Origin of the sequence: Streptomyces sp. NPDC014861, assembly GCF_043081625.1 — a bacterium.
Lineage (GTDB): Bacteria > Actinomycetota > Actinomycetes > Streptomycetales > Streptomycetaceae > Streptomyces.
In genome coordinates, this window is sequence record NZ_JBIBWV010000004.1 from 164,697 (window position 1) to 191,090 (window position 26,394).

Below are 26,394 nucleotides of genomic sequence, written 5' to 3' on the forward strand. Positions count from 1 at the left end.
TGTGCCGGGCCCGCCGGTCCGCCCTACAGGTGCGGCAGGATCGACGGCATCAGGTCCTGGAAGGTGCGGCCGTTGGCCGGGCTGCCCAGGGCGGTCATCTGCCAGCCGGCGCCGGCCCGGTGCACCTTCGCCATGATCTGCGCGGTGTACTGGCCGCCGCCGTCCAGGGTGTAGCGGGCGAGCTCCTGGCCGGTCGTCTCGTCGACGAGCCGGCAGAAGGCGTTCTGCACCTCCTGGAAGGTCTGCCCGGTGAAGGAGTTCACCGTGAAGACGATCTGGTCGATGTGGACGGGGATCCGCTGGAGGTCGACGAGGATGGCCTCGTCGTCGCCGCCCTGGCCCACACCGCCCACGAGGTTGTCACCGGTGTGCCGGACGGAGCCGTCGTCGCTGACCAGGTGACGGAAGAAGACCACGTCCACCGGCTGCTTCTCGGCGAAGAGCACGGCGGAGGCGTCCAGGTCGATCTCGCGGGTGCGCGAACCGAAGAGCCCCCGGCGCGGCGCGGCCTGCCAGCCGAGCCCCATCCGTACCTGGGTGAGGCTGCCCCCGCCCTGCTTCTCCAGGCTGATGGCCTGCCCCTTGGTCATGTTGACCGTCACGCGCTGCCCCTCTCGTCGTTGTGGCAGCACCCTACGCAGGGGCACTGACAGCGTGCCGGGTGCGGCCCGGTTTTGTGTCGGTCTTGCAACACACCGGGCCGTCTCCGTTCACGCCAGTCCCGCCTCCTTCATCTGGCGCAGTTCCTTCTTCAGTTCGGCGACCTCGTCGCGCAGCCTGGCGGCCACCTCGAACTGCAGCTCGGCGGCGGCGGCGCGCATCCGCTCCGTCATCTCCTCGATGACCCCGGCCAGTTCGGCGGCGGGGCGGTCGCCGAGCTCCAGCGTCGAGCCGGCCTTGGCGGCCGCCTTTCCGGCCTTGCCCGCCTTCGGACCGTGCGCCGCGAGCGAGGGGACCGGGGACTTGGCGCCCTTGCCGTCCTTGGCCTGCCGGTAGCCGGTGCCGAGCAGTTGCTCGGTGTCGACCTCCTCGCGCGCGATGGTGGCGACGATGTCGTTGATCTTCTTGCGGAGCGGCTGGGGGTCGATCCCGTGCTCCGTGTTGTAGGCGACCTGCTTCTCCCGGCGCCGGTTGGTCTCGTCGATGGCCTGCGCCATCGCCGGGGTGATGGTGTCGGCGTACATGTGGACCTGGCCCGACACGTTCCGCGCGGCGCGGCCGATGGTCTGGATGAGGGAGGTCCCGGAGCGCAGGAAGCCCTGCTTGTCGGCGTCGAGGATGGCGACGAGGGAGACCTCGGGCAGGTCGAGGCCCTCGCGGAGCAGGTTGATGCCGACGAGGACGTCGTACTCGCCGGCGCGCAGTTCGCGCAGCAGCTCGATGCGGCGCAGGGTGTCGACGTCGCTGTGGAGGTAGCGGACCTGGATGCCCAGCTCCAGGAAGTAGTCGGTGAGGTCCTCGGCCATCTTCTTGGTGAGGGTGGTGACGAGGACCCGCTCGTCCCGCTCGGTGCGGACCCGGATCTCGTGGACCAGGTCGTCGATCTGGCCCTCGGTGGGCTTGACGACGACCTCGGGGTCGACAAGGCCGGTGGGGCGGATGATCTGCTCGACGAAGCCGTCGGAGCGGGACAGCTCGTAGGTGCCGGGGGTGGCGGAGAGGTAGACGGTCTGGCCGATCCGCCCCTGGAACTCCTCCCACTTCAGCGGCCGGTTGTCGAGGGCCGAGGGGAGCCTGAAGCCGTGGTCGACGAGGGTCCGCTTGCGGGAGGCGTCGCCCTCGTACATGGCGCCGATCTGCGGCACGGTGACATGCGACTCGTCGATGACGAGGAGGAAGTCCTCCGGGAAGTAGTCGAGGAGGGTGTTGGGCGGGGAGCCGGGCTCGCGGCCGTCGAAGTGCATCGAGTAGTTCTCGATGCCGGAGCAGGAGCCGATCTGGCGCATCATCTCGATGTCGTAGGTGGTGCGCATGCGGAGCCGCTGGGCCTCCAGCATCTTGCCCTGCTTCTCCAGCTCCTTCAGGCGCTGGTCGAGCTCGCGCTCGATGTCGTTGACGGCCCGCTCCATGCGCTCGGGGCCGGCGACGTAGTGGCTGGCGGGGAAGACGTACAGCTGCTGGTCGTCGCTGATGATCTCGCCGGTCAGCGGGTGGAGGGTGGAGAGCGCCTCGATCTCGTCGCCGAACATCTCGATGCGGACGGCGAGCTCCTCGTACACGGGGAAGATCTCGATGGTGTCGCCGCGGACCCGGAAGGTGCCCCGGGTGAAGGCGAGGTCGTTGCGCGTGTACTGGATGTCGACGAAGCGGCGGAGCAGCTGGTCGCGGTCGATCTCCTCGCCGACCTTGAGCGGGACCATGCGGTCCACGTACTCCTGCGGGGTGCCGAGGCCGTAGATGCAGGAGACGGAGGCGACCACGACCACGTCCCTGCGGGTGAGCAGGGAGTTGGTGGCGGAGTGGCGCAGCCGCTCGACCTCCTCGTTGATCGAGGAGTCCTTCTCGATGTAGGTGTCCGACTGGGGGACGTACGCCTCGGGCTGGTAGTAGTCGTAGTACGAGACGAAGTACTCGACGGCGTTGTTCGGCAGGAGCTCGCGGAACTCGTTCGCCAGCTGGGCGGCCAGGGTCTTGTTCGGCGCCATCACCAGGGTGGGGCGCTGGAGCTTCTCGATCATCCAGGCCGTGGTGGCCGACTTGCCGGTGCCGGTGGCGCCGAGCAGGACGACGTCCTTCTCGCCGGCGCGGACGCGCCGGTCCAGCTCGGCGATGGCCGCCGGCTGGTCGCCGCTCGGCTGGTAGGAGGAGACGACCTCGAAGGGCGCCACCGAACGTTCGATCTTGGAAACGGGCCGCATGCCACCACCGTACGACCCGCCACCGACAGTCGGGGGGTGATCGCCGCGCGGCGGCCCTCCGTCACCAGTCCTGGGAGCGGTGTCCGCCGCGCGGGGCGGAGCGGCGGGAGCCGCGTCCGGCGGGGCGGGCGGTCCAGTCGGCGGGGGCGCCGTGGGAGGGGACGTACCGGGGGGCCGGGACGCCGGGGCGGTGCACGGAGCGGACGGGGTTCCGCTGCCAGTCGGGGTCGCCCATGACGAGCAGCGGGTCGAACATGACCACGACGGCGGCGAGGATCAGGAAGACGGCGGGGCCGATCAGCATCGGCAGCAGCAGCGACCCGGTGACGGGGCCCGTGCCGGCGGCGACCGTGGTGTCGTGCAGGTGGACGCTGACGGCCGCCATGGCCGTGTAGTGCATGCCGCTGACGGCGACGCCCATGACGAGGCTGGCCCCGAGGCTGGCGAGGAAGCCGTGGACGGATACCGCCGCCCAGAGGGCGGTGGTGGCGGCGACGACGGCGATGACCACGGAGAGGGCGACGGTGAGGGTGTCGTACTCGATCCGGCCCGGCAGCCGCATCCCGGCCATGCCCAGGTAGTGCATGGTGGCGACGCCGAGGCCGGTGATGGTGCCGCCGGTGACGAGGGTGAGCGCGGTGGCGCCCCGGTAGCCGACGATGAAGATGCCGATACCGACCATGACGACGGCGACGGCGAGACTGGCGAAGGTGATCGGCCGGTCGTAGTCGATCGGCGTCCGCTGGACCGAGAAGCCCATCATGGCGATGAAGTGCATGGTCCAGATGCCGGTGCCGATGGAGGTGGAGCCGAGGGCGAGCCAGCCGGCCTTGAAGGAGTCCTGGTGGCGCAGCGAGCGGGTCGTGCATCTCAGCCCGAGGGCACCGCCGAGGCAGGCCATGAGAAAGGCCGCCACCGGCGTGACGATCCCGTAGCTGAATCCGTCGACCGTGCCCTGCATGAGCGTGTGCCTCCCACCCCTGGCGCATGGACGTCCGAAAACAGTCGGTACCGCTGGGTAGTACTACCGGGGCGAGATTATGGCCCGTGAGAGGGCTCGCGGGCACCTGACCGGGGATTTTCCGGTCGTGAGACCTGAGCGAGACCGGTCCGTGACCTCCAGGGACGGTCGCGCCGCCGGATCGCCGCCGATCCGCCGTTCTGGCCGGAGGGCGCCGTCGGCGGCGCCGTGAGCGGGGTGCACGCCCGCGCGGGGGCCGGGGCTGTCGGTGCCGGGCCGTACGGTGAGGGCATGGACATCGAGGACGGACCGCGGGACCTGACCGTCGAATGGGCGGTCGTGGGGAGCGGTGTCGGCCCGCTCTTCCTGGCGGCCACCGGGCGGGGGCTGGTGCGGGTCGAGTTCCACGCGGGCGAGGGGCGCCGGGAGCGGATGCCGGGGCGGCTGGCCCAGCAGCTGGGCGCGACGGTCGTCGAGTCCGCCACGGGGCGGCTCGCGGAGCCGCTGCGGCAGCTGGACCGGTACTTCGCGGGCGCGCTGCGCGCGTTCGACCTCCCGCTGGACTGGTCGCTGACGACCGGCTTCAACCGCCGGGTGCTGCGCGAACTCGCCGACGGCGTCCCGTACGGGACGCTGGTCGGGTACGGGGACCTGGCCCGGCGCGCGGGGCAGCCGGAGGCGGCTCAGGCCGTGGGCGCGGCGATGGGCGCCAATCCGCTGCCGGTCGTGGTGCCGTGCCACCGCGTGGTGGAGAGCGGGGGCGGTCTCGGCGGCTTCGGCGGCGGCCTGGAGACGAAGCGCAGACTGCTGGCCCTCGAAGGGGTGCTGCCGGAACCGCTGTTCTGAGGGGCGGGGGCGCGGGGGTACGGGGCGGGGGTACGGGCGGGCCCAGGGGTACGGGGCGGGCTTGGGGCTACGGGGCGCGGGGCGGGCACAGGGCGCTGGGCGGGCCCGGCTGTCGGGGGCCTCTCCGGGCCTCCTCCGATCGCCAGGGTCCCGTCCCCGGGCGTTCCCCTCGGATGCCGGGGCTGGCACACTCCGGTAGTGACCAAAACGCCCGACGCCCCTGACACCCCCGCGCTCGGAGGGACGGCCTCCGCCGTCTCCCCCGCCGCCCTGCCGCAGCTGCGCCGCCGCGTCCAGGCGGTGCTGGTCGCCACCCAGATCCTCGGGGGCCTCGGGATCGCCACCGGCGTCGCACTGGCCGCCGTCCTCGCCACCGAGGTGAGCGGTACGGACGCGCTGGCCGGGCTCGCCTCGACGGCGACGGTCGCCGGGCCCGCGCTGCTCGCGATGCCGCTGGCGGCGCTGATGGCGCGGCGAGGGCGACGGGCCGGTCTGGTGCTCGCGTATCTGCTGGGCGCGCTCGGGGCGGGGGTCGCGGTGCTCGGCGCGGTCGTCGGCAGCTTCCCGGTGCTGCTCATCGGACTCGTGGGCTTCGGCGCGGGTTCCTCGGCCAATCTCGCGGCCCGGTTCGCCGCCGCGGACCTGGCGGAGCCGGACCGGCGCGGGCGGGCCATCTCGACGGTGGTGTGGGCCACCACGATCGGCGCCGTCCTCGGCCCGAACATCGCGGCGCCGGCCGGGCGCAGCGTCTCGGGCCTCGGCATACCCGTGGCGGCGGGGCCGTTCCTGTGGGCCGCCGTGGTGTTCGTGGTGTCGGCGCTGGTGGTGGCGGTGCTGCTGCGGCCCGACCCGCTGCTGACGGCGCGGGCGCTGGCCGCCGACGACGAGGGCGCTGCCGACCTTCCGGAGAACCGGTCGCTGCGGGCCGGGCTGCGCGCGGTCCGGGAGTCGCCGCAGGCGCGGATCGCGCTGGTCACGGTGGCCGCCTCGCACGCCGTGATGGTGTCGATCATGTCGATGACACCGGTGGCGCTCACCCACCACGGCGCCGGTATCGAGCTGATCGGGCTCGTCATCAGCGTGCACATCGCGGGCATGTACGCGTTCTCGCCCGTGATGGGATGGCTCGCCGACCGGCTCGGCCGGCTCGCGGTGATCGGCCTGGCGGTCGGGCTCCTCGGGGTCGCGGCCCTGCTCGCGGGCACGGCGGGCGCGAGCCACACCCGGGTCGCGGCCGGTCTGTTCGTCCTGGGGCTCGGCTGGTCGGCCGGGCTGGTGTCGGGCTCGGCGCTGCTGACGGACGCGGTGCCGCAGGCGGCGCGCGCGGCCGTCCAGGGCCTGTCGGACACGGTGATGAACACGGCGGCCGGCCTCGGCGGCCTGGCGGCCGGGGTGGTCGTCTCCCAGGTGGGCTACGGGCCGCTCAACGCCCTCGCCGCCGCCCTGCTGCTGCCGATGGCCGCCCTGGCCCTGCGGGGCGTGCTCCGCAGGGCCTGATCCGCGTGCCCGGGGCAGGCATGATCCGCGTACCCGGGTCAGGGCGGGGTGAGGTCGCCCCGGTCAGGGCAGGGTGATGTGGTACGCCTTGCGCAGCGTCTCGTGGACGGTCCAGGTGGTCCGGTCGCCCTCGCGCAGGACGCAGGCGTCGCCGGGCCCGATCTCCAGCGTGGCGCCGCCCTCGACGGCGACGGTGGCCCGGCCGCTGACGACGACGAACAGCTCGTTGGCCTCGGTGTCGGTCACGACGCCGGGGGTGATCTGCCAGATCCCGCGCAGCTGCTTGCCGTCTGCGGACTCCCACAGCACCTTGCCGGTCACCTCGGGGGTTCCGGACACGATCTGACCGGGGTCGAGCGGCTCGGCTTCGAGCTCGGCGTCGGGGATGTGGACGGCGAAGGAGGGGAGGTCGTGTGTCGTCATGGGCGGTGACTGTAGCCGGGTCACGGGGCGCCGCGTGACGGCGGGACCGCGGAACACTTCCCTCCGTTCACCGCCCTGACCAGGCACGTTCCTCTCATGCGCCGACGGCGACGGATTCCGCAGGAGGGCCTTGGCCGCCGCTCCGGCGGGGTGCGGCGCGGATCGGCCCCGCCCGTCGGACGCCCGGAAACCGAATCCGTACCCCACTCGCACCCTCGTACGAAAGGGGGGTGGCGGGAGATCGCCAGGGGTGTTTGCGGGGCGGACCGGCGCGCCAGAAATGGACCATGACCACGACCACACTGGTGTCCGAAGAGGTACGGGACGCGCTCCGCGAGGGCCGGCCCGTCGTCGCCCTCGAATCGACGATCATCGCCCACGGCCTCCCGCGCCCGCGGAACCTGGCGGTGGCGGTCGAGCTGGAGGAGTCGGTGCGGGACCTCGGCGCCGTGCCCGCGACGATCGCCGTGCTCGACGGGGTCGCGCGGATCGGTCTCGACCGGGCGGGGCTGACCCGGATCGCGGAGGACCCCTCGGTGCGCAAGCTCGGCCACCGGGATCTGGCGCCCGCGCTCGCCACCGGCGCCTCCGGGGCGACGACGGTCTCGGCGACGGCCCGGCTCGCCGACGGCGCGGGCATACGCGTCTTCGCCACCGGCGGCCTCGGCGGGGTGCACCGCGAGTGGCGCGAGACCCAGGACGAGTCCGCCGACCTGCGGCTGCTCGCCGAGGTGGGCATCACCGTGGTGTGCGCGGGCGTGAAGTCGATCCTCGACGTGCCGGCCACCCTCCAGCGGCTGGAGACCCTGGGCGTGACGGTCGCCGGATACGGCACCGAGACCTTCCCCGGCTTCTACCTCTGCTCCTCCGGGGAGCCCGTCGACTGGACGCTGCGCAGCCCGGAGGAGGTCGCCGCCGTCATAAGGGCCCGGGAGGCGCTGGGCCGGCCCTGGGCGGCCCTGGTCGTGGCCAATCCGGTGCCGGAGGCCGAGCAGCTGGACCCGGAGCTGCACGACCGGGTGCTCGCCGGGGGCCTCGCCGAACTGCGGGAGAAGGGGATCACCGGGCAGGCGGTGACACCCTTCCTCCTGGAGTACCTGACCACGCACACGGACGGCGCCTCCCTGGAGGCCAACCTGGCGGCGGTGCGGGGCAATGTCCGGCTCGCGGCGCGGATCGCGGGGGCGTACGCCGCGGACGAGCGGTGAGGGGGCGGACCAGGACGCGGGGGCGCGGGGAGCCGGGCCGGTGAACCGGACCGGAGCGCTGCTGGTCGTCGGGGACGTCGTCACGGACGTGGTGGCCCGGCACCGGGCCCCGCTCGCACCGGCGACGGACACGGCGGCGGCCATCCGCACCCTGCCGGGCGGGGCGGGGGCCAACGCCGCCTGCTGGGCGGCCCGCTCGGGCCACCCCGAGGTGCGACTCCTCGCCCGGGTCGGCACGGACTCGGCCGACTGGCACGAGCGGGCGCTGGTCGAGGCGGGCGTCCGGCCGCTCCTCGTGCCCGACCCGGAGGCCCCGACGGGCACGGTGATCGCCCTGGTCGACGCGGCGGCGGAGCGCACCTTCCTGACGGACGGCGGGGCCGTGCTGCGCCTCTGCCCCGCGGACTGGTCGGCCGGGCTGCTGGACGGCGTGGCGGCGCTGCACCTCTCCGGCTACCTGTTCTTCGCCCCGCCGAGCCGGGCGGCCGCCCTCCTCGCCCTGCGGGACGCCCGGGCCGCCGGGACACCGGTGAGCGTGGACCCGGCGTCCGCGGGCTTCCTGGCCGAGCTGGGCCCCGAGCGGTTCCTCGCCGCCGTGGACGGCGTCTCCCTGCTCCTGCCCAACGCCGACGAGGCCCGGCTGCTCACCGGCGCGGCCGACGCGGAGGCGGCGGCCCGGGAGCTGAGCCGCCGCATACCGCGGGTCGTGGTGACGCTGGGCGCGGCCGGCGCGCTGGTCGCCGAGGAGGGGCTGGTGACCGCGCGGGTGACGGCCCCGCCGGTGGCGCCCGCGCGGCGGGTGGACTCGACGGGCGCCGGGGACGCGTTCACGGGGGCGTTCCTCGCCGCCCGGCTGGCGGGCGCGGACCCGGCGGAAGCGGCCGCGGCGGGGTGCGCGGCGGGAGCCGAGGCGGTGACCCTGGTCGGCGGCCGGCCGCCGTCAGTCTGAGTCGAGCGCCCCGAGCCCGGTCCAGGCCGGGTGCCGGGGATCGTCGGCGCGGACGACGACGTCGGCGCTCCCGGCCGGGTCGGTCTCCGCCTCGTACCGGGCGAAGGCGGGCAGCGTCCAGGACTCCTCGGCGCGCCGGGCCAGCGCGGCCGGCGACAGGCGCAGATGGACGCGCAGGTCGAAGGGGAACCAGTGCCCGAGGAGGAACGGCCCGTGCACCACCAGGACACCACCGGGCGGCAGCGTCACATAGGGGGTGCGGGTCGCCCGGTCCTTCACCGGGTCCCACAGATCGGGCAGGATCCGCCCGTCGCCGCCGGGTTCCAGCGGGGTGAACACCTCCCGCCAGAGCGCTCCGGTGTCGGTCCAGCCGTCGAGGTACGCGTCGGGGTCCCGCTTCCCGTGCTCGTACCGCAGCGACGCGGGCCGCAGGAAGCCCCCGGTCCCGACGACGCGCACCGGGCGCCCCCGGTCCTGGAGCTGTTCCGCGAGCAGTCCGGCCAGCTCCTCGCCCCCGGCGGCCGGGGCCCCGTCGACGGCGACCTTCAGCCGGTCACCGCCGTCGCCGGGCGCCAGCCGGTCCACGTGCCTCGCCAGCCGCCCGGCCATCCGGCCCCAGGTGATCGCCTCGTATCGCATCCCACCCATTCTGCCCGGCGGACCCGCGGACTTGACCTTGCCACTGGTGTCACGGTTCCACCATCGGCTCCATGAACACCACCGGCACCACCGCCTCCCCCAGGGTCGTCCTCGTCACCGGCGCGGGCACCGGCATCGGCCGGGCCACCGCACGGGCCTTCGCCCGGCAGGGCGCGACCGTCGTCGCCGTCGGCCGCCGGGCCGAGCCCCTGCGGGAGACCGCCGCGGAGGCCCCCGCTGCGATCCGCCCGTACCCCGCCGATCTCACCGCCGAGGGCTCCCCCGAGAAGATCGTCCAGGACGTCCTCGCGACCCACGGCCGCCTCGACGTCCTGGTCAACAACGCGGGGATCGCCGGCGGCGGCCCTCTCGGCACCCTCGACCGGGAGGTGATCGCTCCCCTCCTGGAGACCAATCTGCTCGCCCCCGTGCTGCTCACCCAGGCCGCCGTGCCCGCTCTGCGCGCCTCCCGGGGCGTGGTCGTGAACGTGACCACGACGATCGGACAGCGCGGCTGGCCCAGCAGCTCGGTCTATCCGGCCACCAAGAGCGCCCTGGAGACCCTCACCCGCTGCTGGGCGGTCGAACTCGCGCCCGCCGGGATCCGGGTGGTGGCGGTCGCCCCCGGCGCGATCGAGACGCCGATCGCCGACCACATGGGCCTGACGCCGGAGCAGCGGCGGGCGGTACGGGACTGGCAGGTCGCGCACACCCCGCTCGGACGGGTCGGCCGGCCCGAGGAGGTCGCCTGGGCGGTCACCGCCCTCGCCGCGCCCGACGCCTCCTTCTGCACCGGGACGGTGCTCCCCGTCGACGGGGGCGCGCTGGTCGCGTGATACGACTGGACGGGTGCGCATCGGTGAACTGGCCCGCAGGACGGGCGTGTCGGCGCGCTCCCTGCGCCACTACGAGCAGGCGGGGCTGATCGCCTCGGAGCGCGCGGCCAACGGCTACCGCCTGTACGAGGAGGGCGCGGTCGTCCGCGTCGCCAACATCCGGTACCTCCTCGACGCCGGTCTCACCCTCGACGACGTGTCGGCCTTCCGCAGCTGCCTCGACGGCGATCTGCCGTCGGTGCGCCCCTCCGCCCGCGGCCTGGAGATCGCCCGCGAGCGGCTCGCGGTGCTCGACGCGCGGATCGCCGCGCAGACGGCGGCCCGCGAGCGGCTGGCGGCGGCGCTCGCCGACCGGTCCGGCAGTGACGCGACCGCCCCCGGAGTGCCATGATCTGACGGTCCGAAGGATCATCGGACGGTCGGCACGGCCTCGGGAGGGACGACCGGTCATGGACGTGACACCGACAGGGGTGGCGGGCCCGCCCGCCAGCGGGCGGCCGAGCAGGAGACCGACCGCCACGTGCGGTGCCCGCGCGGGCGCCGCCGGGACCGGACTCCGCTGAGGGCCGCGGCCATGGACCTCGTCGCCCCCGTCGTCGTCGAGCCGCTGCGCCGCCGCCGCTGCTCGGAGTGCCGGCGCGGCCCGCTGGAACGCATGATCGTCGAGTACGCCCGGCCGGTCTGCCTGGACTGCGCCGACCTCGGCCACCTGGTCTTCCTGCGCCGGGGCGACACCGCGCTCACCCGGCGCGCCCGCGAGCACAGCGCCCTGTGGGCGGTGGTGGTGCGCCACAACCGGCGCCGCACCCGTTACGAACGGCAGGGGCTGCTCGTCGAGGAGGCGGCCCTCGCCCAGGCCGAGGCCGCCTGCCTCGCCGACGCCGAGGCGCGGGCCCGACGGCGGGCCAGGGACGCGGAGCGGCGCGCGGCGCGGGACGCCGGGATCACCGAGGCGCTGCGGGCGGAGATCCTGCGGCTCTTCCCCGCGATGCCGCCGGAGCGGGCGGCCGAGATCGCCGGCCACGCCTCCGCGAAGGGCAGCGGCCGGGTGGGCAGGACGGCCGCCGGGCGCGCCCTCGACCGGGGCGCCGTGACCGCCGCGGTCCGCGCCTCCGTACGCCACCTGGACACCCCGTACGACTCGTTGCTGATGAGCGGGCTCCCCCGTCACCGGGCCCGCACCGCGGTCGCCCCGGCGATCGAGACGGTGCTCCGGTCCTGGCGCCCGCCGCGGACCGGAGCGCGCGGGCACGCGGACGCGCCCGGCGTGACGGGCACGACGGGCGCGGAGGGGACGCCGGGCCGGGCCGACCGCTGACGGCTCGGACGTCAGCGGAGCCGGCCCCGGCGGGGAAGGTCCGGGGTCAGACCTGGTCGGCCGCGCGGCGGGCGCGGCGGTACATCAGCGCGCCGCCGAGGAGGAGCGCGGCGCTGCCCGCGGCGGCGTAGCCGACGCTCTCGCTGCCGGTCGCGGCCAGGGCCACGGTGCGGGTCTCGCCCTGCGGCGCGGGGGCCGGGGCGGGAGCGGGGGCAGGGGCGGGGGCTTCCGGCTTCTCCTGCTCGGCGACCGGCTTCGGCGGCACGTTGCGCACCGGGGTCTCCGGGCGCGGGGTCGGGATCTCGACCTGCGGCTCCTCGGGGGTGCTCGGGGCGTTGACCCCGGTGTTCCCGACGGCCGGGTTGCCGACGCCGACCACGTTGACCGAGTTGCCGACCACGTTGACCGGCAGGTCGATCGGGAGCTGGATGCCGTTCCCGGACAGCACGCCCGGGGAGCCCTCGGTGTGGCTCTCGGCGGTGGCGCCGCCGCCGTTGACCGCGCCGCCGTCGGAGGAGCCGCCGCCACGCGTGTCGGTCTGCTCGCCGCCGCGGGGGGTCATGGCCTCGTCCTTGTGGGTGCGGCCGGGGCCGCCGTCCCGGGACTCCCCGGCCGGGGCCGAGGTGTTGGCGCACGAGTTGCCCGCGGCCGGGTTGAGCAGCCCGATCACGTTGACGGTGTTCCCGCAGAGGTTGACCGGCACGTGGACCGGGAGCTGGATCGTGTTGCCGGAGATGACTCCCGGCGAGCCGACCGCGGCGCCCTCGGCACCGGAGTCCGCGTGGGCGGCGCCCGCCGACAGCGCGAGCGCACCACCCGTGACCATCAGTGTGGCCAGACCACTTCGGCGCATCTGCCTCATGGCTTCCTGCCTTCCGGAGTTGCACGGGCAAGTGCCCGTACCGGAATAAACGCGACGAACGCGATTGCCGGATCCGGCCGCCGACGGGATTCACTCCTACGAGGGAGGCGCCGTTCGAGTGATCGCACCGACGTCCTTCAGCGGCCCAGGAGTTCGGTGAGGGCGCCGACCGGGTCGGCGTCGGGGATCCCGCGCGGCCACCAGTCCTCGCGGTCGCGGTCCGATTCGTACGGATACCACAGGCCGTCCTGGCCCAGCCGGAGTTGGAGCGAGGAGGTGGAGAGCCGGTTGCGCCAGGGCCGGAACGCCGGGAAGTCGGCGGCGGCGAGGGCGGGCCCGGCCCGGTCGAACGGACCGGCGGGCGGGTCCCAGGGCTCCTCCAGGACCGCGAGCCCCGCCGCACCGCCCTGGCGCCAGGCGGCGACGGCCCGGGCGAGGTCGGTGGGCGTCCGGTCGAGCGCGTCGGCCAGGTCCCGGTAGAGCGCGCGGGTCGAGGCGGTGAGCCCGGAGCCGGGGTGGGCGGCGGCGAGCCGGACCGCGTCCTGCCACGGGGTGAGGCCGGCGACCGGATCGTGTCCGGTGGCGAGGAACGCGTGGGCGCGGGCGGCGGCCTCGCCGGCCAGCAGGTCCAGCGCGAGCGGGTCGGGGGCGTGCGGATCCGGCGGGAAGACCGCGGGACGGCCGGGCCGGTCCGGGAGCGGCAGCGGCGGGGGCAGCGGGGGCACGGACCCGGTGGCGGCCAGTACCTCCCGGGCGGGCACGGCGGGCAGCACCGGCGCGGTCGCGCCGGACTCGGCGGCGGACCGGACCGCGTTGCGCCGGGAGAGCTCGGCGAGGAGCTCCCCCTCGCCGCGGCCGCGCATCAGGAAGAGGACGAAGGGGTCCTCGTCGAGGAGGCGGGCCGCCTGGTAGCAGAGGGCGGCGGCGTGCTTGCAGGGAAAGCCGTCGTCGGGGCAGGAGCAGTCGGGCAGCAGGTCGCCGGGGGCGGGCAGCAGTCCCTCGACGGCCTCCAAGGCGTGCGGGACCTCCTTGTCGAGGAGGGCGGCCATGTGCTCGGGCCGGGCGGCCGCCCGGTCCAGGAACAGCTCCCAGCCGTCGTCCCCCAGGGTCCGCATCCGGATCTCCGTGCGGTACGGGCGGATCCGGCTGCCGTGCACATAGGCGACCACCCGGCCGGGAGTGACGGTGATCGCGTCGACCTTGCCGCGCTCCGCGTAGGCCCGGCCGCGCCCGAGGCGGGCCTGATCGAGCGCGGTGCGCTCCAGGGCGGCCACCCAGGCGTTGCCCCACCAGGTGGCGGCGAAGCTCCCGTCGGAGGCACCGCGGGGCGGGACGGCCGGGAAGGTGCGGCGGCGGTCGTCGTGGCGGGGGCCCGCCCCGCGCGCCGGGCGGGCGGTCCGGGCTCCGGGCCGGTTCACGCGGACCTCCTCAGGGAGACCAGATCGGCCAGTTCGCGGTCGGTGAGTTCGGTGAAGGCGGCCTCGCCGGAGCCCAGGACGGCGTCGGCGAGCGCCTTCTTGGCGCGCAGCAGTTCGGCGATGCGGTCCTCGACGGTGCCCTCCGTGACGAGCCGGTGGACCTGCACGGGCTGGGTCTGGCCGATCCGGTAGGCGCGGTCGGTGGCCTGGTCCTCGACCGCCGGGTTCCACCAGCGGTCGTAGTGGACGACATGGCCGGCGCGGGTGAGGTTGAGGCCGGTGCCGGCGGCCTTGAGCGAGAGCAGGAAGACGGGCACCTCGCCCGCCTGGAAGCGGTCGACCATCCGCTCCCGCTCGGCCACGGGCGTCCCGCCGTGGAGGAGTTGGCAGGCGATGCCCCGCGCGGCGAGGTGGTCGGCGAGGAGCCGGGCCATCGCCACGTACTGGGTGAAGACGAGGACGGAGCCGTCCTCGGCCAGGATCGTGTCGAGGAGTTCGTCGAGGAGCGCGAGCTTGCCGGAACGCCCCGCGAGACGGGCGGTGCCACGGCCCTGGGCCTCCTCCTTGAGGTACTGGGCGGGGTGGTTGCAGATCTGCTTGAGCGAGGTGAGCAGCTTCATCACCAGACCGCGCCGGGCCATCCCCTCCGCGGCCTCGATCAGCCCCAGGGTCTCGCGGACCACCGCCTCGTACAGCGAGGCCTGCTCACGGGTGAGCGGCACCGGGTGGTCGGACTCCGTCTTGGGCGGCAGCTCGGGGACGATGCCCGGGTCCGACTTGCGGCGGCGCAGCAGGAAGGGGCGGACGAGCCGGGCGAGCCGCTCCACCGCCTCCTCGTTCTCCAGCTCCTCGTGGTTCTCCGCGGCGCGGGCGTGGCGGGCGCGGAACGCCTTGAGCGGGCCGAGGAGTCCGGGCGTGGTCCAGTCGAGGATGGCCCACAGCTCGGAGAGGTTGTTCTCCACGGGCGTGCCGGTGAGGGCGACCCGGGCGGGCGCGGGGACGGTGCGGAGCGCCCTGGCGGTCGCGGAGAAGGGGTTCTTCACGTGCTGCGCCTCGTCGGCGACGACCATGCCCCAGGTGCGCTCGGCGAGTTGGGCGGCCCGGGTGCGCAGGGTGCCGTAGGTGGTGAGGACGATCCCGCCGTCGAGACCGCCGAGGTCGCGCGCGGTGCCGTGGAAGCGGCGGACGGGGACGTCGGGGGCGAATCTGGCCGCCTCCCGCTGCCAGTTGCCCAGGAGCGAGGCGGGACAGACCACGAGGGTGGGCTCGCGGCGGGCCCGGCGCAGGTGGAGGGCGAGGACCGTGACGGTCTTCCCGAGGCCCATGTCGTCGGCGAGGCAGCCGCCCAGCCCGAGCGAGGTCATCAGGTCCAGCCAGGCGAGACCGCGGAGCTGGTAGTCCCGCAGGGTGGCGGTGAGTCCCGGCGGGGGCGCGGCGGCCTCGGGGCCGGCGAGGAGCCGGTCGCGCAGGACGGCGAGGGCTCCGACGGGTACGGCGGGGACGGTCTCGCCGTCCACCTCGGCGCTGCCGGTGAGGGCGGCGGCGAGGGCGTCCACCGGCTCCAGCAGGCCCAGTTCGCGCTTGCGTGCCTTGCGGACGAGGTCGGGGTCGACGACGACCCAGCGGTCGCGCAGCCGGACGACGGGCCGGTGGGCCTCGGCCAGCAGGTCCATCTCGCCCTGGGTGAGCGGGTCGCCGTCCAGGGCGAGCTGCCAGTCGAAGCGGAGCAGTTCGGTGGAGTCGAAGAAGCTGGTGCCGTCGGTGGCGGAGCCCGGGGCGGAGCGGGCCGGGCGGACGACGGCGGAGGCGCTGAGCGAGCGCGCGAGGTCGCGCGGCCAGTGCAGGGCCACACCGGCGTCGGCGAGCCGGGCCGCGGCGGGGCCCAGCAGCTCGTACAGCTCGGACTCGGTGACGGCGAGGACGTCGGGAGCGTCCCGGTCCAGGAGCCGGCCGAGCGGTGGCCAGATCCGGGCGGCGCGGCGCAGCGCGAGGAGGGCGTCGATGCGGGCGCGGGGGCCGAAGTGCTCGCCCTCCCCCGCCCACAGGGCCGCGGCGTCGATGACCAGGGTCGGGTCGACGAGGCTGTGCACCTGGAGGACGGCGGCCGCGGCGCGCCGCTCGGCGCCCCCCTCCGCCTCGTCGGCGGTGTCGAAGAGCTCGGCGGCGGAGAGGTCGAGGCGGAGCGAGATCCGCACGCCGGCGTCCATGCCCGCGGCGGCCTCGGCGGCCCACGCGCGGGCCCCGGGCAGATGCTGCGGGGCGGCGGACGCGAAGGGCGCGCCGACCGCGTGCACGGCGGCGGGGGTACGCGGCAGGGTGTCGGCGACCGCGTCCAGGAAGGCCCGCACCAGCGCCTCCGGATCGGGCAGACCCAGCGGCCCCGACCCGGCGACGGGCACCGCGTGCGCCTCGTACGGCATGGCGGCGGCGACGGCCCGCAGATGGGCGATGTCCTCGGCGTCGAGCGGTCCGGCCCGCCAGGCGTCCAGGTCGTCGGCGGTGAGGCCGGGCAGCAGCCGGCCGCGGGACACCAGGTGCAGGGCGTGCAGGGCGGCCGCGCCCCAGCAGGCGGTGGCGGGGTGGGCGGCGGGGCTGTGCCGGGCGGCGACGAGCAGCGGCAGGGCGGTCGCCACGGGCAGGGTGACCGCCGGGACCTCCCGGCCCCGGGCACCGGAGCCGTGCCTGCGGGCGACGGTGACACGGGTGGACTCCGCCCCGGCGAGGCCGTCGGGCGCGGGCAGCGCCGCCCCGTCCGGGGCCCAGAGGGCGACCCGGCCGTCGCGGGGAAGCGCGGCGGGCAGGAAGACGGCGGCACGGGCCACCCAGCGCTCCGTCACGGTGCAGCCCTCCCTTCCCCCCGGGTCCGCCGGGCCGGCGGGGAGCTTCCACGCCGGATACCCACGACCTTACGGGCGGGGTACGACAACGACCGCACCTCGGAGTCCCCCGACCGGCCCAACAGCGGATGACAGCGGCCTCCGGGGGCGGGAGGGTGGCGACGACCAGGGCTTTTCACGCCGCCGGGGCTGCCGCCGACCGCCTCGCTCGCCCGACCGAAGGGGTTCCGCCATGTCCGTTCGCCGGCGTCTCACGACCACCACCGGGGCCGTGCTGCTCACGCTCACGGTCGCGGGCTGCTCGGGCCTCGGCCGCACCGCCGTCGGCCCCGTGACGTACGAGACGCGCGGGGAGAAGGTGGTGCGGGTGATGAGCCCGCCGGTGAAGGGCTGCCACCGGCTCCCGCTGGGCGCGACCCGGGTGGAGAACGGCACGCTGATCGACCTGATCCTCTACCGGACCCCGCACTGCCGGGGCGAGGAGCCGATCTACCTGCCCACCAACAGCGCCGACTCCATCGTCCCGGGCACCCTGCCCTGGCGCAGCTACTCCCTGGTGCACTGAGCCGCGGGGCCGGCGCCGTTCCGTTCGCCCCCGGACGGGTCCATGCTGGAAGTGCCCGAGGGATCCGACGGGAGAAGGCACCGTCATGCGTACCGGTAGCGAGCCGGCCACCGCGCGCAGCGCGCTGCGGCTGCGGTTCTGGCTGAGTGCCTGGGGGATGGTGTGGGCGGTGTTCGGCACGGTGGCCTTCGTGCTGGTCGGCCGTCCCGGCTGGGCGGTGGCCTGCGGGGTGCTGCTCGTGATCGTCGCCGCGGACATGACGACGGTCCTGCGCCGTCTGCGCCAGGGCCCGCACTGGCAGCCGGGCCGGGACGTCCCGCCGTACGAGCCGGACCACGGCGACGGACGACCGCGGAGCCCCTTCGAGGCCGACCGCGGCGGACGGCCTCCGGGGCCGGGGGACGACACCGGGTGGCCCCGGAAGCCCGAGGACGACGGGCGGGACCGCTGAGCCGCCGAGGACGGGTCTCCGGCGGTCAGTCCTCGGTGCCGAAACCGGCGGCCTCGACGTACTCGGGCCGGGGGTCGAGCGCGGCGGCCAGCCGGAAGTGCCGGGTGGCCCGGGACTCCTGACCGGAGCGCTGGAAGGTGCGGGCGAGCGCGAAGTGGGCGAAGGCGTTGTCCGGCTCGCGCTCCAGGACCAGCTCGAACTCCAGCTGCGCGGGGCGCAGCTGGGCGGCGGCGAAGAAGGCCCGGGCCCGCAGGAGCCGGGCCGCGGTGTTCTCCGGGTGGTCGGCGATGACCGAGTCCAGCAGTTTCACGGCACCACGCGGGTCCCGTGCGGCCAGCAGTTGCTCCGCGGCACGGAAGTCGATGACGTGCGTCTCCGGATTTCTCTCGGCCATGAATAGCATCCTTCCCACGTTCCGGGGCCGGAACACCGGACAGGGTGTCCCTGGGCTAGGCCGTTTCCGCGGCGCGTCGCGCCAGTTCGTCCCAGACCTTCCGCACCTGCGGTTCCAGCGCGTCGAGCGGTCCGTCGTTGTCGATCAGGAGGTCGGCGATCTCCCGGCGGGCCGCGCGGGTGGCCTGGGCGGCCATACGGGCCCTGGCCTCCTCCTCGGTCATGCCCCGGAGCCGTACGAGGCGGTCGAGCTGGGTCCCGGGCGAGGCGTCCACGACGACCACGAGGTCGTAGAGGGGCGCGAGGCCGTTCTCGGTGAGCAGGGGTACGTCGTGGATCACCACGTCCCCGGGGCCCGCAGCGCGCTCCAGCTCTGCCGACCGGGACCCGACGAGCGGGTGGACGATCGCGTTGAGCGCGGCCAGCCGCTCGGGGTCGGCGAAGACGATGGAGCCGAGCTTCGGCCGGTCCAGCGCCCCGTCGCCGGTGAGGACGCCCTCACCGAAGGCGTCCACGACGGCCGCGAGCCCCGGCGTGCCGGGTTCGACGACCTCGCGGGCGATCCGGTCCGCGTCGATCAGTACGGCCCCGTACGAGACGAGCAGCCGCGACACCTCACTCTTGCCGGCGCCGATTCCGCCGGTCAGACCCACCTTCAGCATGGGCGGCAGCATAGGGCCAGGCCTCGCCGGGCTAGGAGTCGCCCTCCCGTTCGGCGAGGAAGCGCTCGAACTCGCGGCCCAGCTCGTCGGCGGACGGCAGGTCGACGGGCTCGGCGACCAGGCTGCCGCGGGTCTCCGCGCCGGCCATCGCGTCGTACTGGTGCTCAAGGCCCTGGACCAGGGCGACCAGCTCCTCGTCGCCCTGACCGACCTGGCGGTCGATCTCGGTCTGGGTGCGGCGGGCCTCGGTGCGCAGCGTGTGGGCGACGCCCGGGAGGACGAGCCCGGTGGCGGCGGTGACGGCCTCCAGGGCGGTGAGCGCCGCGTCCGGGTAGGGGGAGCGGGCCACGTAGTGCGGGACGTGGGCGGCGACGCCCAGGGTGTCGAAGCCCGCCTCGGTGAGCCGGAACTCGATGAGGGACTCCGCGCTGCCGGGCACCTGGGCCTCGTCGAAGGGGCTGCGGTGGCCGGGCATGAGGTCGGTGCGGTTGCCGTGCGGGGTGAGGCCGACGGGCCGGGTGTGCGGGACGCCCATGGGGATGCCGTGGAAGTTGACCGCGAGCCGTACGCCGAGCCGTTCGACGATCTGGGCGACGGCGGCGGCGAACCGCTCCCACTCGACGTCCGGCTCGGGGCCCGAGAGGACGAGGAAGGGGGCGCCGGTGGCGTCCTGCACGAGGCGGACCTCGATGGTCGGCGTCTCGTACCCGGCCCAGCGGTCGCGCTTGAAGGTCAGCAGGGGGCGCCGGGCGCGGTAGTCCACCAGCCGGTCGTGGTCGAAGCGGGCGACGACCTGGTTCGGCAGGGTGTCGAGGACTCCCTCGACGATCTGCTCGCCGGCCTCCCCCGCGTCGATGTAGCCGTCGAAGTGGTACAGCATGACCAGTCCGGTCGACTCCTGGGCCAGGGCCAGGTCGACCACGGCCAGTCCCTTGGCGTCCCACTCGTACAAATCCTGGGGATCAAGCACGGTTACCGCTCCTCCTCGCGTCTTCAGGAGGAACACCCCTGGGCGCATGGTCATTCCCGAACGGGGAGGTTCGGGAGGGCTCCGGCTCGCGGGTCAGGGGCCGGACACGCGACCGGGGCCCGCTCCCCCGGGAGGGAGCGGGCCCCGGTGTACTGCTAGCGACTAGCGCCGCTCAGCGGTGAGCCTGTTCAGCTCTGGCCGCCGGCGAGCTTCTCGCGGAGGGCGGCGAGGGCCTCGTCCGACGCCAGGGCGCCGGCGCTGTCGTCCGACTCCGAGGAGTAGGAGCCACCCGAGATGCCCGCACCGGCGTTGCCGGCGGCCGGGGCGGCAGCGCCCTCGGCAGCGGCGGCCTCGTCGGCCTCGCGGGACTTGATGACCTGGGCCTGGTGCTGCTCGAAGCGCGTCTGCGCCTCGGCGTACTGGGCCTCCCACGCCTCGCGCTGGGTCTCGTAGCCCTCGAGCCAGTCGTTGGTCTCGGGGTCGAAGCCCTCGGGGTAGATGTAGTTGCCCTGGTCGTCGTAGGACGCGGCCATGCCGTACAGGGTCGGGTCGAACTCGACCGACGCCGGGTCGGCACCGAAGGACTCGTTGGCCTGCTTCAGGGACAGCGAGATCCGGCGACGCTCGAGGTCGATGTCGATGACCTTGACGAAGATCTCGTCGTTGACCTGGACGACCTGCTCCGGGATCTCCACGTGGCGCTCGGCCAGCTCGGAGATGTGGACCAGACCCTCGATGCCCTCGTCCACGCGGACGAACGCGCCGAACGGAACCAGCTTGGTGACCTTGCCGGGAACGACCTGGCCGATCTGGTGCGTGCGGGCGAACTGCTGCCACGGGTCCTCCTGCGTCGCCTTCAGCGACAGGGAGACACGCTCGCGGTCCATGTCCACGTCGAGAACCTCGACGGTGACCTCCTGGCCGACCTCGACGACCTCGGAGGGGTGGTCGATGTGCTTCCAGGACAGCTCGGAGACGTGGACGAGACCGTCGACGCCACCCAGGTCCACGAAGGCACCGAAGTTGACGATCGAGGAGACGACGCCGGAGCGGACCTGACCCTTCTGGAGGGTCGTGAGGAAGGTCTGGCGGACCTCGGACTGGGTCTGCTCCAGCCAGGCACGGCGGGACAGGACCACGTTGTTGCGGTTCTTGTCCAGCTCGATGATCTTCGCCTCGAGCTCCTTGCCCACGTAGGGCTGGAGGTCGCGGACACGGCGCATCTCGACCAGGGAGGCCGGGAGGAAGCCGCGGAGGCCGATGTCGAGGATGAGACCACCCTTGACGACCTCGATGACGGTACCGGTGACGATGCCGTCCTCTTCCTTGATCTTCTCGATGGTGCCCCAGGCGCGCTCGTACTGGGCACGCTTCTTCGAGAGGATCAGGCGGCCTTCCTTGTCCTCCTTCTGGAGAACCAGGGCCTCGATCTCGTCGCCGACCTTGACGACCTCGTTGGGGTCGACGTCGTGCTTGATCGAGAGCTCGCGGCTCGGGATAACACCTTCGGTCTTGTAACCGATGTCGAGCAGGACCTCGTCCCGGTCGACCTTCACGATGACGCCGTCGACGATGTCGCCGTCGTTGAAGTACTTGATCGTCTCGTCGATCGCGGCGAGGAAGGCTTCCTCGTTACCGATGTCGTTGACCGCAACCTGCGGGGTGGTGGCGGTGGTCTCGGTGCTGCTCGTCATGTGGGAAAGGGCTCCGGTTACGGACAGAAAGTCGTAGGTACTGCTACGCCGAGAGCCCGTATCGCACTGAAGAAGCCAGACAGCTGATGAAGCGCCTTCCGAAGACCGGAGGCGCCCCGTAAACCGAGGGGACTGCAACAGGTGCGAGCGCGGCCTGCTCCGTCTGAGGCGCGCAGGCCCGCAGCGCAACCTTTAGCATACGGGGGCGGCCGGACAGGGTCAATGCGCGAAGCGCGCACCCGGGACAGAAGCACGCGAACCCGGCACGAATCGTGTCCCTCCGCGCCTCATCGGCGGGGGCCGCCAGGGGCGGCACCTGTGCGCAAACTACATCGGCGGGCGAGATGAACCAAGAGTACGAACACGAAGATCCCCTCTCCTCGGACGAGGAGGACGCCGAGGCGACCCGGCGTGACGCCGGGGACGCGGAGAGCAGCCGGGCCAGCCGGGGATGGTGGGACCGGAACGCCGACGAGTACCAGACCGACCACGGCGCCTTCCTCGGCGACGACCGGTTCGTGTGGGGTCCCGAGGGCCTGGACGAGGCCGAGGCCGGACTGCTGGGGCCGGCGGAGGAGCTGAAGGGGCTCGACGTCCTGGAGATCGGCGCGGGCGCGGCGCAGTGCTCGCGGTGGCTCGCGGCGCGGGGCGCCCGGCCGGTGGCGCTCGACCTCTCCCACCGGCAGCTCCAGCACGCGCTGCGGATCGGCGGCGAGGTGCCGCTGGTGGAGGCGGACGCGGGGGCGCTGCCGTTCCGCGACGGCTCCTTCGACCTGGCGTGCTCCGCCTACGGGGCGGTGCCCTTCGTGGCCGATCCGGTGCGGGTCTTCCGCGAGGTGCGGCGGGTGCTGCGACCGGGCGGGCGCTGGGTGTTCTCGGTGACGCATCCGATCCGCTGGGCGTTCCCCGACGAGCCGGGGCCGGAGGGCCTCTCCGTCGCCGCCTCGTACTTCGACCGCACCCCCTATGTCGAGCAGGACGAGGCGGGGCGGGCGGTGTACGTGGAGCACCACCGGACGCTGGGCGACCGGGTGCGGGACGTGGTGGCCGGCGGTTTCCGGCTGGTGGACCTGGTCGAGCCGGAGTGGCCGGCGTGGAACAGCCAGGAGTGGGGAGGCTGGTCGCCGCTGCGGGGGAACCTGATCCCGGGCACGGCGATCTTCCTGTGCGTACGCGAGGACTGATCGCGTTCTTCCTATTAATGGGCGGGCCTGTGGATGACGCGGCCCGCCCTTTTCCTTCCGCGTACGAGACTGAGTGCGTGATCCGACACGACGCACTCGATCCGCTTCCCGTCCGCCATGCCGTCCCCGAGCTGCTGGCCGTCCTCGCCGAGCGCGGCACGGCGGTGCTGCACGCGCCGCCCGGCACCGGCAAGACCACGCTGGTGCCGCTGGCGCTCGCGGGGCTCGTGGGCGACGGACCACAGCGGCGAGTGCTGGTGGCCGAGCCGCGCCGGATGGCGGTGCGGGCGGCGGCGGCGCGGATGGCGTGGCTGCTGGGCCAGGAGGTCGGCGGGGCGACCGGCGCGGTCGGCTTCGCGGTGCGCGGGGAGCGGCGGGCCGGTCCCTCGACCCGGGTCGAGGTGGTGACGACGGGCATCCTGCTCCAGCGGCTCCAGCGGGACCCGGAGCTCGCGGGGGTGGACGTGGTGCTGCTCGACGAGTGTCACGAGCGGCATCTGGACGCCGACACGGCCCTCGCGTTCCTGGTCGACGTACGGGCCGCGCTGCGGCCGGAGCTGGGGCTCGTCGCGGCCTCGGCGACCAGCGACGCGGAGGCGTGGGCGCGGCTGCTGACCTCGCAGGAGGGCGATGGGCAGGCGCCGGTGGTGCGGAGCGAGGGCGAGGGGCACGGGTTCGCGGTGCGCCACGCGCCACCGCCCGCGGGGATCCGGCCGGCGCACGGCACCTGGGTGGATCCCGCGCTGCTGCGGCACGTGGCGGGGACGGTCCGGGAGGCGCTGGCGCGGCACGAGGGGGACGTCCTCTGCTTCCTGCCCGGCACCGGGGAGATCGCGCGGACGGCCGGGCTCCTCGACGGGGTGGACGCGGAGGTGCTCCAGCTGCACGGGCGGGCTCCGGCGGAGGTGCAGGACGCGGTGCTGCGGGGCGCGGGGCCGGGTGGGCGGCGACGGGTGGTGCTGTCCACATCGGTGGCGGAGTCGAGCCTCACCGTGCCCGGGGTGCGGGTCGTGGTGGACGCGGGGCTGGCGCGGGAGCCGCGGATGGATCACGCGCGCGGTCTCGGGTCGCTGGCGACGGTGCCGGTGTCGGCCGCGGCGGCGACGCAGCGGGCGGGGCGGTCGGGGCGTGAGGCGCCGGGCACGGTGTACCGGTGCTGGTCGGAGGCGGAGGAGGGCGGTCGGGCGCGGTTCCCGGCGCCGGAGATCCGGATCGCGGACCTGGCCGACTTCGCGCTGCGGGCCGCGTGCTGGGGCGATCCGACGGCGGAGGGGCTGGCGCTGCTCGACCCGCCGCCGGCCGGGGCGCTGGCGGCGGCCCGCTCGGTGCTGGAGGCGATCGGCGCGGTGGACGAGGCCGGGAGGGCGACCGGGCGGGGCGCGCGGATGGCCCGGCTCGGTCTGCATCCGCGGCTCGGCCGGGCGCTGCTGGACGGGGCGGCCGAGGTGGGGACGCGACGGGCGGCGGAGGTGGTGGCGCTGCTGAGCGAGGAGCCGCCGCGGCAGTACGGGGACGATCTTGCGGGCGCCTGGCGCGAGGCCCGCCGGGGCGGGGACGCGTACGGGGCGCGCTGGCGGGCGGAGGTGCGGCGGCTGGAGCGGGCGGCGGCCTCGGCGGGGGCGGGGGCGGATGCAGGTGCGGCCGCCGGGGGCGGGGACGACCGGGTGGCGGGGGTGGTGACGGCGCTGGCGTTCCCCGAGCGGGTGGCGCGGGCCCGGGAGCAGGGCGGGCACCTGATGGTGTCCGGGAGCGGGGCGCGGCTCGCGGAGGGGTCGGGGCTGCGGTCGGCGCCGTGGCTGGCGGTGGCGGTGGCGGACCGGACGGCGCGGGACGCGACGGCGCGGGTGCGCCTGGCGGCGGTGGTGGACGAGGCCGTTGCGCGGCGGGCGGCGGGGCATCTGCTGCGCGCGGGCGAGGAGGTGCGCTGGGAGGACGGCGACGTGGTCGCGCGGTCCGTGGAGCGGCTGGGGGCGGTGGAGCTGGCGGTGCGCCCGCTGGGGGCGGGGGCGGATCCGGCGCTGGTGCGGGAGGCGCTGCTCGACGGCCTGCGGAAGGAGGGGACGGGGCTGCTGCGGTGGGGGCGGGAGGCGGTGGAGCTGCGTGAGCGGCTGGCGTTCCTGCGCGGGGCGGTCGGCGGGGCGTGGCCGGAGGTGACGGAGGAGGCGCTGGTGGAGCGGGCGGAGGAGTGGCTGGAGCCGGAGCTGTCGCGGGCGAGGCGGCGGGCGGACCTGGGGCGGATCGACGCCGGTGAGGCGTTGCGGCGGCTGCTGCCGTGGGCGTCGGGCGAGGCGGGGCGGCTCGACGAGCTGGCGCCGGAGCGGATCGAGGTGCCGAGCGGTTCGCGGATCCGGGTGGCGTACGGGGAGGGGCGGCCGGTGCTGGCCGTGAAGCTCCAGGAGATGTTCGGTCTCGCGCGGACACCGACGGTGGCGGGGGTGCCGGTGCTGGTGCACCTGCTCTCCCCCGCCGGGCGTCCGGCGGCCGTCACCGCCGATCTGGCCTCGTTCTGGCGGGACGGCTACCGGGCGGTGCGGGCCGAGCTGCGGGGGCGGTACCCGAAGCACCCGTGGCCGGAGGATCCGTCGGCCGCGGCGCCGACCCGGCACACGAGCGCGCGGCTCAGACGGGAGGGGTGACGGCCTCGGGGACGGCCTTCGGGGTGGAGGCGGGGACGGGCCGGCGGGACCGGGACTCCAGCCAGAGCGCGAGGGCGAGCAGGAGGAGGGCGAGGACGGCGAAGGTCCACGGCAGCCGGGAGACGAGGAGGAGGACGGTGGTGCGGTTGGCGGAGACCAGCTCGACGGTGTCGACGACGTAGTCCTCGCGCATCTTCACGTGGCCGGCGAAGACGGTGACGGTGTCGGAGCCGGTCAGGGCCTTGGCGCCGCGGAGCTCCTCCTTGTGGATCTCCTCGCCGTTGACGGGGGCCCCGGTGACGGGCTCGACCCAGAACATCCGCTTGGTGGTGTACCAGCGCGTGAGGCCCATGCTCGCGATGACCTCGGGGGTGATGCCCTCGACCGGCATGGTCTTGGGCATGGGCACCTCGGTCCAGGGGATGGTCTGCTCGTAGTAGTAGACCTCCAGGCCGCGGAAGGTGCGGGTCCCCACGTAGTGGATGGGGGACGAGGTGCGGGTCTGGGCGTCGAAGTAGAGGTAGTCGCGCTTCTCGGTGAGGAAGGGCCACTTGAACTCGATGCCCTCGCGCGTGACCGGGTCGCCGTCGACCATCTCGCCGGGCACGTTGACGGGGTCCTGGGTGTGGGCGTCGAAGACGTACCGCTCGGGGATCTTGGACACCATCTTGCCGTCGGGCCCCATGACGTAGGAGAGGCCGTCCCAGACGACGACGTCGCGGTCGGTGCCCGCCTCGATCCGCTTCGACTCCTCCACGTTGCCCTTGAGGGTCTGGACGATCGTGATCTTCTCGACCTCGCGGGCCTTGAGGGTCCCGTAGTCGAGGAGGGTCGCGGGGCGGGCCTCCAGGACGACCTCCTGGTACTGGTTCGGCGGGATCTTGGCCAGCCGGGGGAAGGCGTACCAGCGCAGGGTGGGGGCCATGGCGGCGAGGAACACCGCGAAGGAGAGGAGGACGAGGCTGGCTCGGCGGCGCACGGGGGCTCCCTACTTCTTCGGGCCGGGGTCGGCGGTGAGCAGGGGTTTCGGCGAGGTGGGGCCGTCGGGCGGCAGGTCGACCACGGAGAGGAGCAGGACGAGGAGCAGGACGGGTACGAGTCCGATGGCTGCGGCGACCAGGGCGCGCATGTCGGCCTCCCGGCAGTGATCTGATGGGTCGTCAGGGCGGAGGCACCGTAGCAACGCG

General features: G+C 74.5%; 25 protein-coding genes. 11 read left to right on the plus strand and 14 right to left on the minus strand.

The genetic code is table 11. The features are described from left to right. Nucleotides 1-23: 23 nt before the first annotated feature. From ACF1BN_RS10270 to ACF1BN_RS10280, 3 genes are all read right to left on the minus strand, one after another. Nucleotides 24-602, minus strand: coding sequence for a TerD family protein (locus ACF1BN_RS10270; RefSeq protein WP_392331153.1), 579 nt, complete (start codon nucleotides 600-602; stop codon nucleotides 24-26). A 108-nt stretch (nucleotides 603-710) separates the two neighbouring features. Further along, entirely contained in the window at nucleotides 711-2,858 is a 2,148-nt protein-coding gene (gene uvrB, locus ACF1BN_RS10275) for an excinuclease ABC subunit UvrB (protein ID WP_392331154.1), read from the minus strand. A 61-nt stretch (nucleotides 2,859-2,919) separates the two neighbouring features. After that, on the minus strand, nucleotides 2,920-3,819 hold the full coding sequence (locus ACF1BN_RS10280; RefSeq protein WP_392331155.1) for an MHYT domain-containing protein: 900 nt from the start codon (nucleotides 3,817-3,819) through the stop codon (nucleotides 2,920-2,922). A gap of 291 nt (nucleotides 3,820-4,110) precedes the next feature. On the opposite strand from ACF1BN_RS10280, the gene ACF1BN_RS10285 reads away from it, so the two are divergent. Both ACF1BN_RS10285 and ACF1BN_RS10290 read left to right on the plus strand, forming a co-directional pair. Continuing rightward, complete coding sequence (locus ACF1BN_RS10285) at nucleotides 4,111-4,665, plus strand: methylated-DNA--[protein]-cysteine S-methyltransferase (protein WP_392331156.1); 555 nt, start codon at nucleotides 4,111-4,113, stop codon at nucleotides 4,663-4,665. 198 nt (nucleotides 4,666-4,863) lie between these two features. Continuing rightward, complete coding sequence (locus ACF1BN_RS10290) at nucleotides 4,864-6,162, plus strand: MFS transporter (RefSeq protein WP_392331157.1); 1,299 nt, start codon at nucleotides 4,864-4,866, stop codon at nucleotides 6,160-6,162. A gap of 63 nt (nucleotides 6,163-6,225) precedes the next feature. Here the strand turns inward: ACF1BN_RS10290 and ACF1BN_RS10295 are convergent, their stop codons facing one another. Next, nucleotides 6,226-6,585: a cupin domain-containing protein gene (locus tag ACF1BN_RS10295; RefSeq protein WP_392331158.1), complete on the minus strand. Its 360-nt coding sequence runs from the start codon at nucleotides 6,583-6,585 to the stop codon at nucleotides 6,226-6,228. 287 nt (nucleotides 6,586-6,872) lie between these two features. Here ACF1BN_RS10295 and ACF1BN_RS10300 point away from each other — a divergent pair, with 287 nt between their 5' ends. Together ACF1BN_RS10300 and ACF1BN_RS10305 are read left to right on the plus strand one after the other, a co-directional pair. Further along, nucleotides 6,873-7,793 carry a pseudouridine-5'-phosphate glycosidase gene (locus ACF1BN_RS10300; RefSeq protein ID WP_392331159.1) on the plus strand — a complete coding sequence of 307 codons (921 nt, stop codon included), beginning with the start codon at nucleotides 6,873-6,875 and terminating at the stop codon, nucleotides 7,791-7,793. Continuing rightward, the gene (locus tag ACF1BN_RS10305; protein WP_392331160.1) at nucleotides 7,741-8,742 is read left to right on the plus strand and encodes a carbohydrate kinase family protein; all 1,002 of its coding nucleotides are present in this window, start codon (nucleotides 7,741-7,743) and stop codon (nucleotides 8,740-8,742) included. The genes ACF1BN_RS10300 and ACF1BN_RS10305 overlap by 53 nt, the downstream gene beginning before the upstream one ends. On the opposite strand, the gene ACF1BN_RS10310 is transcribed toward ACF1BN_RS10305, so the two are convergent. Next, nucleotides 8,734-9,381, minus strand: coding sequence for a uridine kinase (locus ACF1BN_RS10310; RefSeq protein WP_392331161.1), 648 nt, complete (start codon nucleotides 9,379-9,381; stop codon nucleotides 8,734-8,736). The genes ACF1BN_RS10305 and ACF1BN_RS10310 overlap by 9 nt on opposite strands. A 71-nt stretch (nucleotides 9,382-9,452) precedes the next feature. On the opposite strand from ACF1BN_RS10310, the gene ACF1BN_RS10315 reads away from it, so the two are divergent. From ACF1BN_RS10315 to ACF1BN_RS10325, 3 genes are all read left to right on the plus strand, one after another. Beyond that, nucleotides 9,453-10,217 carry an SDR family NAD(P)-dependent oxidoreductase gene (locus ACF1BN_RS10315; protein ID WP_392331162.1) on the plus strand — a complete coding sequence of 255 codons (765 nt, stop codon included), beginning with the start codon at nucleotides 9,453-9,455 and terminating at the stop codon, nucleotides 10,215-10,217. 13 nt (nucleotides 10,218-10,230) lie between these two features. Beyond that, nucleotides 10,231-10,608: a MerR family transcriptional regulator gene (locus ACF1BN_RS10320; protein WP_392331163.1), complete on the plus strand. Its 378-nt coding sequence runs from the start codon at nucleotides 10,231-10,233 to the stop codon at nucleotides 10,606-10,608. A gap of 183 nt (nucleotides 10,609-10,791) precedes the next feature. After that, a complete protein-coding gene (locus ACF1BN_RS10325) occupies nucleotides 10,792-11,535 on the plus strand; it encodes a DUF2293 domain-containing protein (RefSeq protein ID WP_392331164.1) in 744 nt (247 codons plus the stop codon). A gap of 46 nt (nucleotides 11,536-11,581) precedes the next feature. Here the strand turns inward: ACF1BN_RS10325 and ACF1BN_RS10330 are convergent, their stop codons facing one another. The 3 genes from ACF1BN_RS10330 to ACF1BN_RS10340 form a co-directional block, all read right to left on the minus strand. Further along, the gene (locus ACF1BN_RS10330; RefSeq protein WP_392331165.1) at nucleotides 11,582-12,397 is read right to left on the minus strand and encodes a chaplin; all 816 of its coding nucleotides are present in this window, start codon (nucleotides 12,395-12,397) and stop codon (nucleotides 11,582-11,584) included. A 137-nt stretch (nucleotides 12,398-12,534) separates the two neighbouring features. Continuing rightward, nucleotides 12,535-13,815 carry an SWIM zinc finger family protein gene (locus ACF1BN_RS10335; protein WP_392331166.1) on the minus strand — a complete coding sequence of 427 codons (1,281 nt, stop codon included), beginning with the start codon at nucleotides 13,813-13,815 and terminating at the stop codon, nucleotides 12,535-12,537. Continuing rightward, entirely contained in the window at nucleotides 13,812-16,652 is a 2,841-nt protein-coding gene (locus ACF1BN_RS10340) for an SNF2-related protein (protein ID WP_392331167.1), read from the minus strand. Before ACF1BN_RS10340 ends, ACF1BN_RS10335 begins: the two co-directional genes overlap by 4 nt. 232 nt (nucleotides 16,653-16,884) lie before the next feature. Here ACF1BN_RS10340 and ACF1BN_RS10345 point away from each other — a divergent pair, with 232 nt between their 5' ends. Both ACF1BN_RS10345 and ACF1BN_RS10350 read left to right on the plus strand, forming a co-directional pair. After that, nucleotides 16,885-17,217, plus strand: a complete 333-nt coding sequence (locus ACF1BN_RS10345) for a hypothetical protein (protein ID WP_392331168.1) — start codon at nucleotides 16,885-16,887, stop codon at nucleotides 17,215-17,217. 85 nt (nucleotides 17,218-17,302) lie between these two features. Then, nucleotides 17,303-17,668 (plus strand): DUF6343 family protein, encoded by a 366-nt coding sequence (locus tag ACF1BN_RS10350; protein ID WP_392331169.1) that lies wholly within the window; start codon nucleotides 17,303-17,305, stop codon nucleotides 17,666-17,668. A gap of 25 nt (nucleotides 17,669-17,693) precedes the next feature. Here the strand turns inward: ACF1BN_RS10350 and ACF1BN_RS10355 are convergent, their stop codons facing one another. The 4 genes from ACF1BN_RS10355 to rpsA all read right to left on the minus strand — a co-directional run bounded on the left by ACF1BN_RS10355 (nucleotide 17,694) and on the right by rpsA (nucleotide 21,387). Next, a complete protein-coding gene (locus ACF1BN_RS10355) occupies nucleotides 17,694-18,062 on the minus strand; it encodes a tetratricopeptide repeat protein (RefSeq protein WP_392331170.1) in 369 nt (122 codons plus the stop codon). A gap of 55 nt (nucleotides 18,063-18,117) precedes the next feature. Then, a complete protein-coding gene (coaE, locus tag ACF1BN_RS10360; protein ID WP_392331171.1) occupies nucleotides 18,118-18,723 on the minus strand; it encodes a dephospho-CoA kinase in 606 nt (201 codons plus the stop codon). 31 nt (nucleotides 18,724-18,754) lie between these two features. Continuing rightward, nucleotides 18,755-19,693 (minus strand): PAC2 family protein, encoded by a 939-nt coding sequence (locus ACF1BN_RS10365; protein WP_392331172.1) that lies wholly within the window; start codon nucleotides 19,691-19,693, stop codon nucleotides 18,755-18,757. 188 nt (nucleotides 19,694-19,881) lie between these two features. Further along, nucleotides 19,882-21,387: a 30S ribosomal protein S1 gene (gene rpsA / locus ACF1BN_RS10370; protein WP_392331173.1), complete on the minus strand. Its 1,506-nt coding sequence runs from the start codon at nucleotides 21,385-21,387 to the stop codon at nucleotides 19,882-19,884. Nucleotides 21,388-21,731: 344 nt separating this feature from the next. On the opposite strand from rpsA, the gene ACF1BN_RS10375 reads away from it, so the two are divergent. Both ACF1BN_RS10375 and hrpB read left to right on the plus strand, forming a co-directional pair. Then, nucleotides 21,732-22,571 (plus strand): class I SAM-dependent methyltransferase, encoded by an 840-nt coding sequence (locus ACF1BN_RS10375; RefSeq protein ID WP_392331174.1) that lies wholly within the window; start codon nucleotides 21,732-21,734, stop codon nucleotides 22,569-22,571. A gap of 77 nt (nucleotides 22,572-22,648) precedes the next feature. Further along, the gene (hrpB, locus tag ACF1BN_RS10380) at nucleotides 22,649-25,207 is read left to right on the plus strand and encodes an ATP-dependent helicase HrpB (protein ID WP_392331175.1); all 2,559 of its coding nucleotides are present in this window, start codon (nucleotides 22,649-22,651) and stop codon (nucleotides 25,205-25,207) included. Here the strand turns inward: hrpB and ACF1BN_RS10385 are convergent. Both ACF1BN_RS10385 and ACF1BN_RS10390 read right to left on the minus strand, forming a co-directional pair. Next, nucleotides 25,191-26,186 carry a DUF3068 domain-containing protein gene (locus tag ACF1BN_RS10385; protein ID WP_392331176.1) on the minus strand — a complete coding sequence of 332 codons (996 nt, stop codon included), beginning with the start codon at nucleotides 26,184-26,186 and terminating at the stop codon, nucleotides 25,191-25,193. The genes hrpB and ACF1BN_RS10385 overlap by 17 nt on opposite strands. A gap of 9 nt (nucleotides 26,187-26,195) precedes the next feature. Continuing rightward, nucleotides 26,196-26,336 (minus strand): SPW_0924 family protein, encoded by a 141-nt coding sequence (locus ACF1BN_RS10390; RefSeq protein ID WP_392331177.1) that lies wholly within the window; start codon nucleotides 26,334-26,336, stop codon nucleotides 26,196-26,198. Nucleotides 26,337-26,394 lie beyond the last annotated feature (58 nt).